This window comes from Eudoraea sp. (genome assembly GCF_049669105.1).
Classification (GTDB): Bacteria; Bacteroidota; Bacteroidia; order Flavobacteriales; family Flavobacteriaceae; genus Eudoraea.
Window position 1 is genome coordinate 120,154 of sequence record NZ_JBATKE010000068.1, and the last position, 15,269, is coordinate 135,422.

The following is a 15,269-nucleotide window of genomic DNA, read 5'->3' on the forward strand; positions in this document are numbered from 1 at the left end:
AAAATAGGAAAATATCTACCAATTAACCCTGCCGGTGTATTAAAAAAAGATACAAAATTTACTATGCATGCATAGTAAATTTGAAAATTAATAGCTATCTTAGCAGCTACTTTTTGAATGTACAAAACGCGAAATAAGTATGAAGATATTAGTTTGTATCAGTAACGTACCGGATACTACTTCCAAAATCAATTTTGCTGAAGGAGATACTAAATTTGATACCAATGGTGTACAATTTGTAATTAATCCGAATGATGAATTTGGATTAACCCGTGCCATGTGGTTTAAAGAAAAACAGGGCGCAACTATTCATGTAGCAACTGTAGGGGGACCTGCCGTTGAACCAACCATTAGAAAAGCTTTGGCTATTGGTGCAGATGAGGCTGTTCGAATAAATGCAGAGCCAACGGATGGTCTATTTGTTGCACAGCAGCTTGCCGAAGTTATTAAAACTGGCGATTATGATCTTATTATAGCTGGCAGAGAATCTATTGACTATAATGGGGGCATGGTTCCCGGTATGATCTCAGCCATATTAAATTTTAATTTTATAAATACCTGCATAGGGCTGGAAATTGAAGGAAATACTGCTACTGCCGTTAGAGAAATTGACGGTGGTAAGGAAAATATCTCTACTACCCTTCCCTTAATTATTGGTGGGCAAAAGGGTCTGGTAGAGGAAAGCGACCTTCGTATACCAAATATGAGGGGCATTATGATGGCGCGTCAAAAAAAGCTAAACGTTCTGGAACCAGTTAAAGCTAACCATGGAACAGAAGACATTAAATTCGAAAAACCAGCAGCCAAAGGTGCAGTGAAATTAGTGGAAGCAGATAATATTTCGCAATTAATTGATCTGTTGCACAATGAAGCGAAGGTCATCTAATTATTAAATCAGGTTTCAAAGTTCATCGAAATTTTGAAATTAATCTTTAAAAGAAAATTATGTCAGTACTTGTTTATACGGAATCCGATAACGGTAAATTCAAAAAAAATGCCTTCGAGGCTGCCTCTTATGCGTACAAGTTAGCGGAACAATTAGGCACTTCAGTTACCGCAATATCTATTAATGCGTCTGATTCTGAGGAAATTGGAAATTATGGAGTTGAAAAAATTTTGAAAGTTACTAATGATAAACTTTCCATTTTTAACGCAAAGGCTGTCGCAACAGTTATAGCTCAGGCAGTGGAAAATGAAGGAGCTAATACTATTGTTGTTAGTTCAAGTACAGACACAAAATATATGGCATCCATACTCGCCGGGTTACTAAAAGCGGGATATTGCACTAATGTGGTTGCTCCGCCATTAAGCACTAATCCTTTGGTGGTAAAAAGGACTGCTTTTAGCAACAAAGGTTTTGCCCATACGCAGTTTAAAACCGATATAAATATTATTGGGGTATCTAGCAATGCCTATGGAATATTTGAAAATAAAGTGAGTCCTAAGGCGGAAAACTTTGAACCCAACTTAACTGATTCCGATTTCTCTGTTCAATCAGTTAATATTGATAAAGTAGTTGGTAAGGCAACTATAGCCGATGCAGACATAGTCGTGTCCGGAGGAAGAGGGCTGAAAGGTCCCGAAAATTGGGGTATGATCGAAGAATTAGCCGAAGTTCTCGGAGCTGCCACAGCATGCTCTAAACCAGTTTCAGATATGGGCTGGCGGTCTCATAGTGAGCACGTTGGACAAACAGGGAAACCCGTTGCCAGTAATCTTTATATAGCTATTGGTATCTCAGGAGCTATACAGCATCTTGCCGGAATTAATGCGTCTAAAGTAAAAGTTGTAATCAATACTGATCCCGAAGCACCATTTTTTAAGGCTGCAGATTATGGTATAGTGGGTGATGCCTTCGAAGTAGTACCCGAACTCATTGAAAAATTAAAAGAATTTAAGGCCCAAAACGCTTAATTTTTGTTAATTTGTGCCCCTAAAGGGCTATTTAAATATCTGGATAACCCTTATTTAAAAAGCCCTAAGTGGTTTACTTATAGATATGAGCTTAGTAAGGTTAAAAATAAAAGGTATTTCTTATAGCCAGACGCAAAATGGGGCTTATGCCCTTATTTTAAATGAAGTAGATGGGGATAGAAAATTACCGATAGTCATTGGGGCTTTCGAAGCGCAATCTATTGCCATTGCCCTTGAAAAAGAGATAAAACCTCCAAGACCTCTTACCCATGATCTTTTCAAAAATTTTTCAGACAGGTTTGATATTGTCGTAAAACAGGTCATCATACATAAATTGGTGGATGGAGTCTTTTATTCAAGTATTATCTGTGAGCGTGATAAAATTGAAGAAATAATAGATGCGAGGACAAGCGATGCCATTGCTCTTGCACTTCGTTTTAACGCACCCATTTTTACTTATAAAACCATTCTAGACAAAGCGGGTATTTTCCTTAAGTTTTCATCCAAGGATAAGGAGAAAGAAGAGGGTGATGACAGTATAGTGGTTGATGAAATTTTACAGGAGGGTGAAACCGTAGAAATAGATCCGGGTACTACTACTCCGTATAAAGAATTAAGCCTCGAGGAACTTAACAAAGAGTTAGCCAAGGCGGTGGCCAACGAAGACTATGAAAAAGCTGCGAAACTAAGGGATGAAATATCCAAACGCAATTGATAATATAGCATCTCTTCTATGAACCTTAGGTTTTGGATTCTTTTATTTTTATTGACTTTTTCATTTCCTTTAGCAGCTCAGACAGTTCTTATTCCCGATTCTCTGTCGATTACCATAGATACCACTACCATAAATGACATTTCCACCCAGACTCTGGACATCATAACTCCTAATCAGGGATTCTCATTTAACTCATTTTGGAGAGGCACCTTGGGGATGTTTATACTCATATTTATATCCTATATCTTTAGTGCAAACCGAAAGGGAATTAATTGGAGAACTGTTGGAATTGGACTTTCTATTCAATTATTAATAGCCATTGGTGTTTTACAGGTTCCTATTATACAATCGGCCTTTGAAGCAATTGGGAAAGTATTTGTAAGTATTCTGGATTATACAAGGGCTGGTAGTGAATTTTTGTTTGAAGGTCTTGTTGTGGATATGGATAAATTCGGATTTATTTTTGCATTCCAGGTGTTACCTACTATTATTTTCTTTTCCGCCCTGACATCAGTTTTATTTTACCTGGGAATTATTCAAAAAGTGGTAAAAGGGCTGGCATGGCTTTTATCTAAATCCTTGGGTATATCCGGTGCCGAAAGTCTGAGTGTTGCGGGCAATATATTTTTAGGACAAACGGAAGCTCCTTTGCTAATCAAAGCATACTTAGAGAAAATGAACCGGTCTGAAATGCTTCTGGTAATGATTGGTGGAATGGCCACTGTTGCCGGAGCTGTTCTGGCTGCATATATTGGATTTTTAGGGGGTGATGACCCCTTGTTAAGACTTCAGTTCGCCAAACATCTGTTAGCCGCTTCTGTGATGGCGGCTCCGGGAGCTATAGTAGTATCTAAAATCTTATACCCGCAAACCGAAGCAGTTAATAAGGATATTCAAATTTCTTCAGATAAAATAGGAACCAATCTGCTCGATGCGATTGCAAATGGAACTACTGAAGGTTTAAAGCTTGCAGTAAATGTTGGTGCTATGTTACTCGTATTTCTTGCCTTTATAGCCATGATCAATGGTATTTTGGGTTGGGTAGGAGATTTTACCAGCTTAAATGACTGGATCGCTGCCAATTCTTCCTATCAGTCTTTTTCTCTTGAAGCCATCTTGGGAACCATTTTTGCCCCGTTAATGTGGCTAATAGGAGTGAATACTGAAGATATTATGCTTATGGGGCAATTGCTTGGTATTAAACTGGCTGCCAGTGAATTTGTGGGATATCTGCAATTGGCAGACCTGAAGAATGTGCTAAATACCACTCATTTTGCCTACAGTAAATCTATAATCATGGGAACCTATATGTTATGTGGCTTTGCCAATTTTGCTTCAATAGGTATTCAAATTGGAGGAATAGGCTCCTTAGCACCCGGTCAGAGAAAAACACTATCAGAATTTGGTATGCGAGCAGTTTTAGGAGGAACTATTGCTTCGTTGCTGTCCGCTACAATCGCAGGGATGATATTGGGTTAGATCCTTTTTAAAAGTCAATTAGAAATCCCGCCTGGTTAATAAGTTTTTAAAACTCAAAAAGCAACCCAATCTATCTTTCATTAAATTCGTCTCAGAAAGTTTATTTTTTATGAAGCAATACCACGATCTACTAAAGCATGTTCTTAAAACAGGGGCTCAAAAATCAGACAGGACCGGAACCGGCACCTATAGTGTATTTGGTTACCAAATGCGATTTGACCTCAGCGAGGGATTTCCCATGATAACTACCAAAAAATTACATTTGAAATCTATCATTTATGAATTGCTATGGTTTTTAAAAGGTGATACCAATATTAATTACCTGCAGGAAAATGGAGTTAGGATCTGGAACGAATGGGCTGATGAAAATGGTGAATTAGGGCCAGTTTATGGCCATCAGTGGCGCAATTGGAATGGGGAGCACATAGATCAAATAACCGAAGTCATTAAAACCTTAAAAGAAAATCCGGATAGCCGAAGAATGCTGGTAACTGCATGGAATCCAAGTGTATTGCCAGATACTTCAAAATCCTTTTCGGAAAATGTCGCAAACGGAAAAGCGGCATTGCCCCCCTGCCATGCATTTTTTCAGTTTTATGTTTCAGATGGGAAATTATCATGTCAGTTGTATCAACGAAGTGCAGATATATTTTTAGGGGTTCCATTTAATATTGCCTCATACGCTTTATTTACGCTTATGATAGCCCAGGTATGCGGTTATGCACCTGGTGAATTTATCCATACTTTTGGCGATGCCCATATATACAACAATCACTTAGAGCAAATAGAGCTCCAGCTCAGCAGAGAGCCCAGGTCATTACCAAAAATGGTCCTTAATCCTGAAGTCAAAAATATCTTTGATTTTAAATTTGAAGATTTTAAGCTGTTGTATTACGATCCGTATCCGCATATCAAAGGAGCCGTAGCGGTGTAATTATTAAATAATTTCATCTCCGCGCATAAATTCTTATATTTAAAAGAAAAACTGCGTTATGCTTCTCACCCAGACACTCCTGGAAACATTCCTAAGCACCAGAAAAGAAAGTGAAACCATATGTGCCCCTCTGGAAATTGAAGACTATGTGGTTCAGCCCATAGAAGATGTTTCCCCACCCAAATGGCACCTTGGGCATACAACCTGGTTCTTCGAGGAGTTTCTGCTCAAACCATATTTAAAGGATTATAAGGTTTACGATGAGGACTTTTCATTTGTATTCAACAGCTATTATGAAACTGTGGGAAAAAGAGTCATCCGCTCAGACCGTGGCAATCTTTCAAGACCATCAGTCCAAAAAGTATACGCCTATAGAAATTATGTAACAAATGCCATCAAAATACTTTTAGATAAAAACTCGGATGAGAATCTACTTCAACTTTTAGAAATTGGTATACATCATGAAAAGCAGCATCAGGAACTATTATTAACAGATATCAAATACATTTTAGGTAATAATCCGCTTTTACCAGCCTATTCAGATTCAATTAAAGAACACAGGGAAGAAAGTCACCAACAGGATTGGATCGCAATTGATGCCGGCATATATGAAATTGGCCACGACTTAGATACATTTTGCTTTGACAATGAATTAGGAAGGCATAAGGTGTATTTACATACTTATGAAATTTCAAATAAACTTATTACCAACAAAGAATATTTGGAATTTGTTAATGCCGGTGGTTATACTTCATTTGAATTCTGGCACGCCGAAGGATGGGATTGGGTTTGTAAAAATCAGATTTCTTCCCCCCTCTACTGGCATCTTATTGATGGAGATTGGTATAGTTATACCCTTGAAGGACTACAAAAAATTAATCCGAATACTCCGGTTTCTCATCTTTCATATTTTGAGGCCTTTGCCTTCGCACAATGGAGAGGTTGCCGCTTGCCTACTGAATTTGAATGGGAAGTAGCGCAGCAATATTTTCCATGGGGCGACCGATGGGAATGGACAGAAAGCGCATACCTGCCTTACCCTGGTTATCAGAAAGAAGAAGGGGCCTTAGGTGAGTATAATGGTAAATTTATGGTAAGTCAGAAAGTTCTTCGGGGAGGATCATTCGCCACGCCATCCAATCATACGCGCCTCACATACCGTAATTTTTTTTACCCCCATCTAAGATGGCAGTATACCGGGTTAAGGTTGGCCAAATAATTCCGACAAAATCAGCATGCAACAAAAAACAACATTGATTTCAACGTCTCAATTCCATAAAGACGTCTATAAAGGACTTACTGATTTTCCTAAACATTTATCTTCAAAATATTTCTATGATGCAAAAGGAGATAAGTTGTTTCAGGAAATTATGGATATGCCAGAATACTATCTGACAAATAGCGAGTTTAAAATTCTTGATAAATTTAAAGATGAAATATGCCGAGCATTTTTTAAAGATTCAAAGGAATTTAACCTTATTGAGCTTGGTGCAGGAGATGGAAAGAAAACAAAAATTCTGTTAAGACATCTTGTGGCTGAGGGAATTCCTTTTCAGTATGTGCCGATAGATATTAGCGAGAATGCCCTGATTCAACTTGAGGATTCAATCAACAATGAACTTCCTTCGGTACGTGTAGCGTCTTTACAGGGCACCTATTTTGAAACCCTTGAAAACCTCTGCAAAATGCAGCACAAGAGGAAAGTCATTATGTTTTTGGGTTCAAATATTGGTAATTTACTTCATCCGCAGGCAGTGGAATTTTTGATGAGTATACAAAAATTAATGACTGATGATGATCTTTTGTTTATTGGTTTTGATCAAAAAAAAGATCCGCAGACCATCCTAAATGCCTATAATGATGCTGCAGGGATAACCGAAAGGTTTAATAAAAATTTGTTAGCAAGAATAAATAGCGAGTTGGATGCCAATTTTGATCTCAATAAGTTCTTGCACTGGGAAGTATACGATCCGGCAACAGGTACTGCCAAAAGTTACTTGGTGGCCAGGGAAAATCAGACAGTGCACATTAACGGGCTTGATCTTACCATAACTTTTGATGCATGGGAAACTATACATACAGAAATTTCGCAAAAATATGACGACAATATAGTCTCATGGTTAGCGGACAAAGCAGGAATGCAAATAAGCAGAATTTTTAGTGATGAGAATAAATTTTATAAAAATTATATTTTAAAAAAATAGATATGAAAGCTATTTGGAATAATACAATTGTAGCCGAAAGTAACGATACAATTGTAGTTGAGAACAATCATTACTTTCCTTCTGAAAGCATAAAAAAAGAGTATTTTAAACCTAGTACAACACATACTACATGCCCATGGAAAGGTATTGCATCGTATTATACCCTGGAGGTTAATGGAGTGGAAAACAAAGATGCGGCTTGGTATTACCCTGAAATCAGTGAACTGGCAAAACAAATTAAGGGTTCTGTAGCTTTTTGGAAGGGTGTAGAAATTATTGAATAAAAAAACCGGGATATTCCATGAACATCCCGGTCTCTTTAATACTAACTGTTAATTACAGCTCTAATACAGCATTTTCAGAACCAGCGAATTCATTCCACTGGTAACGATCTGCTTCTGTCTCATTAACATAATTCCCATCTACGAGGTATCTAAACTCGTAAGTATTCTCTTTTGGTAAATCAAACGTTCCTTTGAAAGTTCCGTTTTTAAGTTTTTTCAACATGCTTCCTTTGGGATTCCAGTTATTGAAATCTCCTACTACAGCTACTTTTTTTGCATCTTCAGCAGGTACTGTAAAAGTAACCTTGCATATTGGTTTTGTTTTCAAATATTGTTTTGCGATTGACATGTTTTTTAATTTATGTGATTACGGTGCAAAAATAATACATTAAATTCCTCATTTCCAATGATTAAAATCATAATTATTGATTTCTTAAAATATTCATGTCTTTTAGCTCACTTTAGTAAAAAGGTCTGGGTTCTTTTCTCAAGTAGGTAATTTCTACTTCATCTTTCTAAGGATCTCCAAAATAGAATCTATATCTTCCACCGTATTATAATGGTGAAAACTAAGTCGAATACCTTCTCCACGTCTGGAACAGACGATATTTTCTTCCATTAAATGATTAAATAACGCATTATTGCCTTTAATATTAAAAATGGTACTATGCAGATTTCTATGGATAATATCTTTATTTAACAGCCCTAATTCGCTAAAACCCTTACAAGCCTTTTTACTTAAATTCTCGTTATGAGCCGTGATTTCTTTCATACCAATATCATTCAGAACGCCCAGTGCACATTTAAGGCTTCCAAAATTCAGACTATCGAGATGCCCTGGCTCAAACTGTTTATTAAAAGGTATTGTATTCTTTGCAGTGAGAACGGCATTGGCAGAATTGAATCCAGTGGTTTTAATTGTGAATCTTACTTTGGCTAAATCTTTGAATAGCATAAATCCATTACCCGTTCCTGCCAACAGCCATTTATAGCCACTCGCCCCGAGCACATCGATCCCCGAATTTTCAAAATCAATTTCAAAAGCCCCACAAAATTGAGTCCCATCTGCAATGATCATAAGCTGTGGGAATTCTTCTTTTAAAGATTTAAGAAAATCCAGATCTACACGTATTCCGTTTATCCATTGAACCAAACTAAGAGCTAATACCGTTATAGAATTGGTCCTGACTTTTTCTAAAATATTCTGTTCTAACTTTTCATCTATTTTAGCATAAGAAATTTGAAAACCTCTACTTTCAAAAGGCCAATTAACAGAAGGGTAGTCATTTTCAAGTAACAAAATATGTTCTCTGCTATCTAGTCCTTCGAGCAACATGTTCAGACCTAAAGAAAAATTAGGAACCAGGGCAACCAGATCACTCTTGCACTTAAAAAACGTTCCAACCATATCTCTTGCCTCGCTTATAAGGCCTAAACTCTCAATTTTCATAGAACTGCCTCCAATCAGGTAATCCAAATCGTGATTTTGACGCCACTCCAAAAGTTCCTCCCCCAAAAGACCATATGCCGCAGTATTTGCATAAATACAATGGTTAAGGACAGGATATGATTTTCTATTATTTAGCATCCTTGATAGTCATTGTAATTTTTGATTTGCTGTATCTTTGTATCTAAAGATAACTATTAGAATGTTTTCCAAAAATAAAAGTGAATCCATTATAGATAGAGAACAGCATGAACAGCTCGAGTATGCACATAAACGAATTAAGCAAAAAAAAGACCTATACGTTCATTTTGTGCTATTTCTTATAGGGAGTGTATTTCTTATTTTGATAAACAAAATTCTAAAATACGGTGAGGAATATAACTGGTTTATATGGGCTATTACTTTCTGGGCGTTTTTGTTTGTTGTGCATGTAGTAAATGTCTATGTCACTCAAAAGTTTATGGGAATTGACTGGGAACGTGCACAACGTGAAAAATTAATTGTAAAACAAAAGCAGCGGATAAAGGAACTTCAAAACGAAATTGAAACCGATTTTCCGATGACTAATTATAAAAAAAAAGATTAGTGGGTAAGATTGTTATGATAGCTGCCATTGGAAGGAATAATGCCTTAGGAAAGGATAATGATCTTCTCTGGCACCTTCCGGATGATTTTAAACGTTTTAAACAATTAACAACTGGTCATAAAATTATTATGGGCAGGAAAACATTTGAAAGTTTTCCAAAACCACTTCCAAACCGCACACATATAATCATTACACGAGACCTCAAATATAATCTTGAATTACCCCACTGTATTGTGGTACATTCAATGGGGGAAGCTTTGAATCTGGTACAGGATGATTCCCTTTCCTATATTATCGGCGGAGGAGAAATCTATGATTTGGGGATGCCCCATGCCAATGTCTTGGAAATCACAAGAGTCCATGAATCTTTCGATGCTGATACCTATTTTCCGGAAATAGATGAAAAAATATGGAAACTGACTAAAGAGGAATTTCACGCAAGTGATGAAAGACATAATTACAACTTTACTTATCTCACCTATCAAAGACGGAAACCCTAGGAAAAATTTAAATTATTCATTTTCAACCCTGGTATAAACAATAATTATAGATTGAATATATAATTTATTTTGCGGGCATTGGCTTCAAAAATTTAGATATGCGATTTGCTTTAATTCATCAACATCTTCCAAAAATGAAGTTAAGATCTTTGTATCCTTATTTGTGTAAAACTGAATTTCACCCGGGGTTTTTTTAGGGTTTTGGAGATTTTCTTTATTAAGAACTGCAAGGGTTTGCTTGGCCACAGCAGCACCGCAATCGATAATTTTCACATGAGGAGGCAATATTTCCCTTAAAACCGGAATTAAATAGGGGTAGTGCGTACACCCTAAAACCATATGATCCATATTTGCCTCGAGCATAGGCTTAATATAGTTAATCAATAATTGTTTCGTCTCTGTAGAATTTATTTTCCCAGATTCAATTAATGGAACAAGTCCAACCCCTTCTTGCTCAACAAGGATTATTTCGCCTGCATGATCCTTAGAGGTTTTTAAAAAGAGACTGCTGCTTAAAGTTCCCTTTGTTGCTAATACTCCCACCGTTCCTGTTCCGGAATTGAGTGCCGCCGGTTTAATAGCCGGTTCAATACCTATAAAAGGGACCTTGTAATTTTCTCGTAAATATGATATTGCATTGGTGGTAGCTGTATTACAGGCAACAACAATGAGTTTACAGCCTCTTGAGAGCAAAAGTTCAGTGTTCTTGACACTTAAAGAAATTATTTCTTCTTTGGTTTTTTGACCATAAGGAGCATTCTTACTATCTGCCAAATAAATAGTATCCTCATGAGGCAGCAGCGTATGTATTTCTTTCCATATGGAAGTACCTCCTACTCCAGAATCAAAAATACCTATGGGTTTTGCATTCATGTAAAATGCGGTTTACTATAAATAATTTTCAACAACAAAGTTATACATTCCTAAAACAAGGCTTCAGTACCTGAGAAAATATTATAAAAACCCCTTCACCCCATTACGCTATTAGTAAAATATTGCCTGCTAATTGGTCAATGATCTAAAAAGAATTGAAGTCTAGTTGCTTTTAAAATAATTAAACAAAAAAAACTGTCCTTAAAAAAGGACAGTTTTAATATAAGTTATAACATTACAAAAATTAAAATCCTAATTCCTGTTTTACTTCGGCTAAAAGATCCTTTCCTTTTGCAACAATTAAACCACCACCTTGGGTAGCATCTATCACATAATCATAGCCTTGAGCAGCAGCTACTTTTTCTATAGCGGCTTTTGCCTTTATAGAAATAGGCTCAAACAATTCTGCTTGTTTTTTGGCTAATTCCTGCTGTGCAGCTTGTTGAGCATCTCCAATATTCTTTTCAAAACCCTGAAGTTCCTGAGCTCTTTTTTGATTCTCTTCTTCAGATTTTGAAGTAGCTTCATTGGAATACTGAGTATATTTATTCTTAAGCTCCGTCATAGAACTTTCAATATCTGCCCGGTATGTTTCCTGTAGTTTTTTTAATTCTGCCTGTGCTGCCTTCATTTCTGGCATCTCGCCCAATAATTCCGTTACATTGATGTGCGCGATTTTGCTTTGTGCATTTACAAAACTAGTAGCGGCTACTAATAAAATTATGACTATTGCTACTTTTTTAAACTGTTTCATGATTTTTGAATTTACTTTTTGAGTGTTAATTTAATTTGATTTTGAGTTTTAGTTTATAGTGTCTTCTTTCTTTTCAATTACTTCTTTTCTTTCTTCTACTTTTTCTTTCTTCTTTGCCTCCCGCTCCTCTAATAATTTCTTTCTTCTTTCTTCATACGCCTTTTTTCGCTCTTCTCTTATTCTAAGTTGCTCTTCCCTACGTTCCTCGGCAGTTTTGATTCTTGTTTCTTCCGCTTGTTTTGCCATTGCTTGTCTCTCGAGGAGGGCATCACTAATTTCCTCTTCTTCCGGTTCACCTTCAAAGGTTTCTAACTGGCTTTTGGCCTTCGCCTTCGGCGCACTTACCTTCCTGGTCCTCGCTATTCCTCTCAGCACTAATTCACTTATGTCGTGTCTTTTTTGGGAGTACAACATTACAACATCCGCCGATTTATCAAAAATAAAATCGTATTTTTTATTTGATCCAATTTTTTGTACTTCATTAAAAACCTGATCCTGTATAGGCTGAATTAACCTTTCCTTTTGCAGAACCAAATCACCATTAGGCCCGAATCGGTTTTGCTGGTATTCAATCATTTCCTTTTCCAGAATTTGAATTTCTTCCTCCCGTTCAAGGATAAGTTCATTTGTCAACAACACTTTTTCTGCCATCAAATCCTTCTTCATTTGATCGACTTCGCTTTGCTTCTGGTCAATTTCTATTTTCCATCGTTGCACTTTGTTTTCCAATTGCTCGCTTGCATCTCGGTATTCTTCAACATTTTCTAGAATATACTCCATGTCTACATAACCTATTCTTACACCCCTTTGTGAAAATGTGTTAGACCAAAGCAATAAACCTACCGCTACTAAAAGAACTTTTGTCTTCATCATTTAATTCATTTTATTACATAGAAAATATCGTGCCAAAATTACTAATTATTTTAAAATGAGTGGATTAACTTAAAGCGTTATTGGAAAATTCCTAGATTAGAACTGTTGTCCTATAATAAAGTGCGTTTGCCATCCGCTTGGACCAGCGCCTGCAGACTGTGGACGGCCATCTTCATCAAAACCATAACCAAAGTCAATTCCCAATAGACCAAAAGCCGGCATAAATATCCGGACACCCACTCCGGCCGATCGTTTTAAGAGAAACGGATTATATTCCTGAAAATTGTTGAAATTATTTCCAGCTTCTAAAAAAGTTAAGGCATAAATAGATGCAGAGGGCTTTAATGTTAATGGATATCGAAGTTCCAAGGAATACTTATTAAATATGATTCCACCTTCCTGTTGCCCGGTAACAGGATTTATTGGCGTAATGGAATTATTCTCATAACCCCTTAATTGAATGGTCTCTCTACCATCTAATGTAAAATTACCCCCAAGACCATCTCCTCCCATGAAGAATCGTTCGAATGGTACTGTTCCCACATCGCTGTTATAACTTGCCAGAAAACCAAACTCAATATTTGTGCGCAGTACTAATTTCCCTACTATTTGCGTATACCAATCTCCCTTAAATTTAATTTTGAAATACTCTAACCACTTAAATCTCTCCTGTTCTATTGACTCCTGTTCCGATATTTCATCCGGGGTCAAAGGACGTTGTTGATTTATCTCACTAAGCTCATTACTTCTTTCCTGCAAACCTTTATAGTCTTTATCGCTAAAAAGAGAATATGGGGGTGTTAACTTGGCGGTCACTTCAAAAATAGACCCTGCTAATGGAAATATTCTTCCAGGTCCTGCCGAACTCCTGGATATTCCTAAAGTATAGGCAAGGGAATTAGACGTCCCATTACCAAATCTAAAGAGGCCGGAATTGTAATTCTGAAAATCATATAATTGATAACCCAATGCATGAGATATTGTAAAAAAATCATCTGGCCATTGTAATCTTTTTGCCAGTCCAACGGAAACGCCCGTTATGGAAAATTGCTGATCTTTATTTACCTGAATCCTTCCTGAGTTGTCAAAAGATGCCAAGAATTGCTGTGTCCTGGAAAATGACATATTAAACCTTACCGGCTTTTTGCCACCAAGCCATGGTTCTGAAAAATTAAGACTATAAACCCTAAAAGTTCTGCTGGCTTGCAAACGCAATGCAAATGTTTGCCCATCTCCCATAGGAACAGGTTTATAAGCCTTACCATTAAAAATATTTTTTATAGAAAAGTTATTAAAAGACAATCCAAGGGTACCAATAAATCCGCCGCCTCCATAACCTCCTTGTAACTCTATCTGACTCGATCCGGATTCCACAAGGCTGTACTTCAAATCAACCGTCCCGGCATTGGGATCCGGGTTTAAAATATCCGGTTTTATTTGTTCGGCATCAAAAAAGCCTAGTTGCCCCAATTCCCTTACACTACGAACAATGTTGTCTTTACTGTATTTCTGCCCGGGACGAGTTCTTAATTCTCTATAAATAACATGATCATTGGTTTTGTCATTCCCTTCAACAAGTACGTGATTTAAAAAAGTCTCTTTCCCTTCAATAATCCTTATCTCAAAATTTATGGTATCGTTCTGAGCAGATACTTCAACCGGATTTATTTGTGAGAACAAATAACCATTATTTTGATAGAGGTTTGTGATATCTTCAGCATCAGGTTTAGAATCATCCGCAATACGCTCTCTCAGGAGTACACCGTTGTATGTGTCTCCTTTTTTAATTCCCAAAACCTTATTTAGCTGAGCATCAGTATAAACTGAATTCCCAATAAAATCTATTTTCCCAAAATAATATTTATTCCCTTCCTCAACTTTTATATCTATATTTATTTTCTTGGCATTAACTATGGTAATAGAATCTGTGATAACTCTGGCATCCCTGTAACCTTTCTCTGCATATTTGTCGACCATTGCTGCAAGATCTTCCTGATAGTCAGCTTCAATATATTTCGATTTTTTCCAAACCCTGCCGAATTGCTGTTTTTTGGTATTCTTCAGTGCTTTTCGAAGCTGCTTGTCCGAGAGCATTTTATTCCCGTCAATAGTAATATTTTTAATCTTAACTTTATCTCCTGTCTTTATATTAACCACCATGCTTTCCGCATTGGTGTCTGATGTGTCCACGGCGGTAGCAATTGTAACCTTGGCATTTAAATAACCATCCTTTTTATATTTATTCTCAATATAGTTTCTGGTATTTGAAATAAAACTCTCTGTTACCTTTTTTCCTTTTTTAAGGTCTGTTTCTTTAATTATTTCATCAATTTTTTTCTTCTTAATCCCATAAACCGTTACCTTAGATAAGGTTGGTCTTTCCACTATATCAAGTTCCAGGAAAACCTTATCCCCTTCAATATTTGAGATATAAAAATTAATATCGCTAAACAATTCAAGATCCCATAGCTTTTTAATTACCGCACTAATTTGATCACCTGGAACCGTAATCGGCTGGCCATCCCTAAGTCCGGTAAATGTTTTGACAGTCTGCTCATTATAACTTTGCAAGCCTTTAACTTCAATTCCCCCGAGTATATACTTTTTGCCATTTCCATACGAAGTTTCCTGAGCAGAACTGAAAGTAGTAAAAAGGAGTAGTAAAAATAAAATAAGAAGTTCAAGTGATATGAACTTCTTCATATC

Annotated in this window: 16 protein-coding genes; 10 read left to right on the forward strand and 6 right to left on the reverse strand. The window is 36.6% G+C overall.

Annotation, left to right across the window (positions count from 1 at the left end; genetic code table 11):
- Window positions 1-139 precede the first annotated feature (139 nt).
- From WBM60_RS06040 to WBM60_RS06075, 8 genes are all read left to right on the forward strand, one after another.
- Window positions 140-886 (forward strand): electron transfer flavoprotein subunit beta/FixA family protein, encoded by a 747-nt coding sequence (locus tag WBM60_RS06040; protein ID WP_424282858.1) that lies wholly within the window; start codon window positions 140-142, stop codon window positions 884-886.
- 59 nt (window positions 887-945) lie between these two features.
- On the forward strand, window positions 946-1,914 hold the full coding sequence (locus WBM60_RS06045; protein ID WP_424258624.1) for an electron transfer flavoprotein subunit alpha/FixB family protein: 969 nt from the start codon (window positions 946-948) through the stop codon (window positions 1,912-1,914).
- An 85-nt stretch (window positions 1,915-1,999) separates the two neighbouring features.
- Complete coding sequence (locus WBM60_RS06050; RefSeq protein WP_424258626.1) at window positions 2,000-2,629, forward strand: bifunctional nuclease domain-containing protein; 630 nt, start codon at window positions 2,000-2,002, stop codon at window positions 2,627-2,629.
- An 18-nt stretch (window positions 2,630-2,647) separates the two neighbouring features.
- Window positions 2,648-4,108 (forward strand): NupC/NupG family nucleoside CNT transporter, encoded by a 1,461-nt coding sequence (locus WBM60_RS06055; protein ID WP_424258628.1) that lies wholly within the window; start codon window positions 2,648-2,650, stop codon window positions 4,106-4,108.
- Window positions 4,109-4,217: 109 nt separating this feature from the next.
- The gene (locus tag WBM60_RS06060; protein WP_424258630.1) at window positions 4,218-5,042 is read left to right on the forward strand and encodes a thymidylate synthase; all 825 of its coding nucleotides are present in this window, start codon (window positions 4,218-4,220) and stop codon (window positions 5,040-5,042) included.
- 58 nt (window positions 5,043-5,100) lie between these two features.
- Window positions 5,101-6,261, forward strand: a complete 1,161-nt coding sequence (gene egtB, locus WBM60_RS06065; RefSeq protein WP_424258632.1) for an ergothioneine biosynthesis protein EgtB — start codon at window positions 5,101-5,103, stop codon at window positions 6,259-6,261.
- Window positions 6,262-6,277: 16 nt separating this feature from the next.
- Entirely contained in the window at window positions 6,278-7,246 is a 969-nt protein-coding gene (gene egtD, locus WBM60_RS06070; RefSeq protein WP_424282859.1) for an L-histidine N(alpha)-methyltransferase, read from the forward strand.
- A 2-nt stretch (window positions 7,247-7,248) separates the two neighbouring features.
- On the forward strand, window positions 7,249-7,530 hold the full coding sequence (locus tag WBM60_RS06075) for a DUF427 domain-containing protein (RefSeq protein ID WP_424258636.1): 282 nt from the start codon (window positions 7,249-7,251) through the stop codon (window positions 7,528-7,530).
- Between the two features lie 52 nt (window positions 7,531-7,582).
- Here the strand turns inward: WBM60_RS06075 and WBM60_RS06080 are convergent, their stop codons facing one another.
- A complete protein-coding gene (locus WBM60_RS06080; protein WP_424258638.1) occupies window positions 7,583-7,879 on the reverse strand; it encodes an isoamylase early set domain-containing protein in 297 nt (98 codons plus the stop codon).
- A gap of 153 nt (window positions 7,880-8,032) precedes the next feature.
- Window positions 8,033-9,118 (reverse strand): aminotransferase class V-fold PLP-dependent enzyme, encoded by a 1,086-nt coding sequence (locus WBM60_RS06085; protein WP_424276850.1) that lies wholly within the window; start codon window positions 9,116-9,118, stop codon window positions 8,033-8,035.
- Window positions 9,119-9,179: 61 nt separating this feature from the next.
- Between WBM60_RS06085 and WBM60_RS06090 the strand changes: the two genes are divergently transcribed.
- Both WBM60_RS06090 and WBM60_RS06095 read left to right on the forward strand, forming a co-directional pair.
- The gene (locus tag WBM60_RS06090) at window positions 9,180-9,563 is read left to right on the forward strand and encodes a 2TM domain-containing protein (RefSeq protein ID WP_424276851.1); all 384 of its coding nucleotides are present in this window, start codon (window positions 9,180-9,182) and stop codon (window positions 9,561-9,563) included.
- Window positions 9,563-10,063, forward strand: coding sequence for a dihydrofolate reductase (locus tag WBM60_RS06095; protein WP_424278345.1), 501 nt, complete (start codon window positions 9,563-9,565; stop codon window positions 10,061-10,063). The genes WBM60_RS06090 and WBM60_RS06095 overlap by 1 nt, the downstream gene beginning before the upstream one ends.
- A gap of 84 nt (window positions 10,064-10,147) precedes the next feature.
- Here the strand turns inward: WBM60_RS06095 and murI are convergent, their stop codons facing one another.
- The 4 genes from murI to WBM60_RS06115 form a co-directional block, all read right to left on the reverse strand.
- Window positions 10,148-10,936 carry a glutamate racemase gene (murI, locus tag WBM60_RS06100; protein WP_424259491.1) on the reverse strand — a complete coding sequence of 263 codons (789 nt, stop codon included), beginning with the start codon at window positions 10,934-10,936 and terminating at the stop codon, window positions 10,148-10,150.
- 244 nt (window positions 10,937-11,180) lie between these two features.
- Window positions 11,181-11,690 carry an OmpH family outer membrane protein gene (locus WBM60_RS06105; protein WP_424259490.1) on the reverse strand — a complete coding sequence of 170 codons (510 nt, stop codon included), beginning with the start codon at window positions 11,688-11,690 and terminating at the stop codon, window positions 11,181-11,183.
- Window positions 11,691-11,738: 48 nt separating this feature from the next.
- A complete protein-coding gene (locus WBM60_RS06110; RefSeq protein ID WP_424259492.1) occupies window positions 11,739-12,560 on the reverse strand; it encodes an OmpH family outer membrane protein in 822 nt (273 codons plus the stop codon).
- A gap of 99 nt (window positions 12,561-12,659) precedes the next feature.
- Window positions 12,660-15,266 carry a BamA/OMP85 family outer membrane protein gene (locus WBM60_RS06115; RefSeq protein ID WP_424276854.1) on the reverse strand — a complete coding sequence of 869 codons (2,607 nt, stop codon included), beginning with the start codon at window positions 15,264-15,266 and terminating at the stop codon, window positions 12,660-12,662.
- Window positions 15,267-15,269 lie beyond the last annotated feature (3 nt).

Excerpts from the sequence above, each read along its gene's own strand:
- WBM60_RS06040 (WP_424282858.1), top strand. The coding sequence starts at position 140 with ATGAAGATATTAGTTTGTATCAGTAACGTACCGGATACTACTTCCAAA.
- WBM60_RS06045 (WP_424258624.1), top strand. The coding sequence starts at position 946 with ATGTCAGTACTTGTTTATACGGAATCCGATAACGGTAAATTCAAAAAA.
- WBM60_RS06050 (WP_424258626.1), top strand. The coding sequence starts at position 2,000 with ATGAGCTTAGTAAGGTTAAAAATAAAAGGTATTTCTTATAGCCAGACG.
- WBM60_RS06055 (WP_424258628.1), top strand. The coding sequence starts at position 2,648 with ATGAACCTTAGGTTTTGGATTCTTTTATTTTTATTGACTTTTTCATTT.
- WBM60_RS06060 (WP_424258630.1), top strand. The coding sequence starts at position 4,218 with ATGAAGCAATACCACGATCTACTAAAGCATGTTCTTAAAACAGGGGCT.
- egtB (WP_424258632.1), top strand. The coding sequence starts at position 5,101 with ATGCTTCTCACCCAGACACTCCTGGAAACATTCCTAAGCACCAGAAAA.
- egtD (WP_424282859.1), top strand. The coding sequence starts at position 6,278 with ATGCAACAAAAAACAACATTGATTTCAACGTCTCAATTCCATAAAGAC.
- WBM60_RS06075 (WP_424258636.1), top strand. The coding sequence starts at position 7,249 with ATGAAAGCTATTTGGAATAATACAATTGTAGCCGAAAGTAACGATACA.
- WBM60_RS06080 (WP_424258638.1), bottom strand. The coding sequence starts at position 7,879 with ATGTCAATCGCAAAACAATATTTGAAAACAAAACCAATATGCAAGGTT.
- WBM60_RS06085 (WP_424276850.1), bottom strand. The coding sequence starts at position 9,118 with ATGCTAAATAATAGAAAATCATATCCTGTCCTTAACCATTGTATTTAT.
- WBM60_RS06090 (WP_424276851.1), top strand. The coding sequence starts at position 9,180 with ATGTTTTCCAAAAATAAAAGTGAATCCATTATAGATAGAGAACAGCAT.
- murI (WP_424259491.1), bottom strand. The coding sequence starts at position 10,936 with ATGAATGCAAAACCCATAGGTATTTTTGATTCTGGAGTAGGAGGTACT.
- WBM60_RS06105 (WP_424259490.1), bottom strand. The coding sequence starts at position 11,690 with ATGAAACAGTTTAAAAAAGTAGCAATAGTCATAATTTTATTAGTAGCC.
- WBM60_RS06110 (WP_424259492.1), bottom strand. The coding sequence starts at position 12,560 with ATGAAGACAAAAGTTCTTTTAGTAGCGGTAGGTTTATTGCTTTGGTCT.
- WBM60_RS06115 (WP_424276854.1), bottom strand. The coding sequence starts at position 15,266 with ATGAAGAAGTTCATATCACTTGAACTTCTTATTTTATTTTTACTACTC.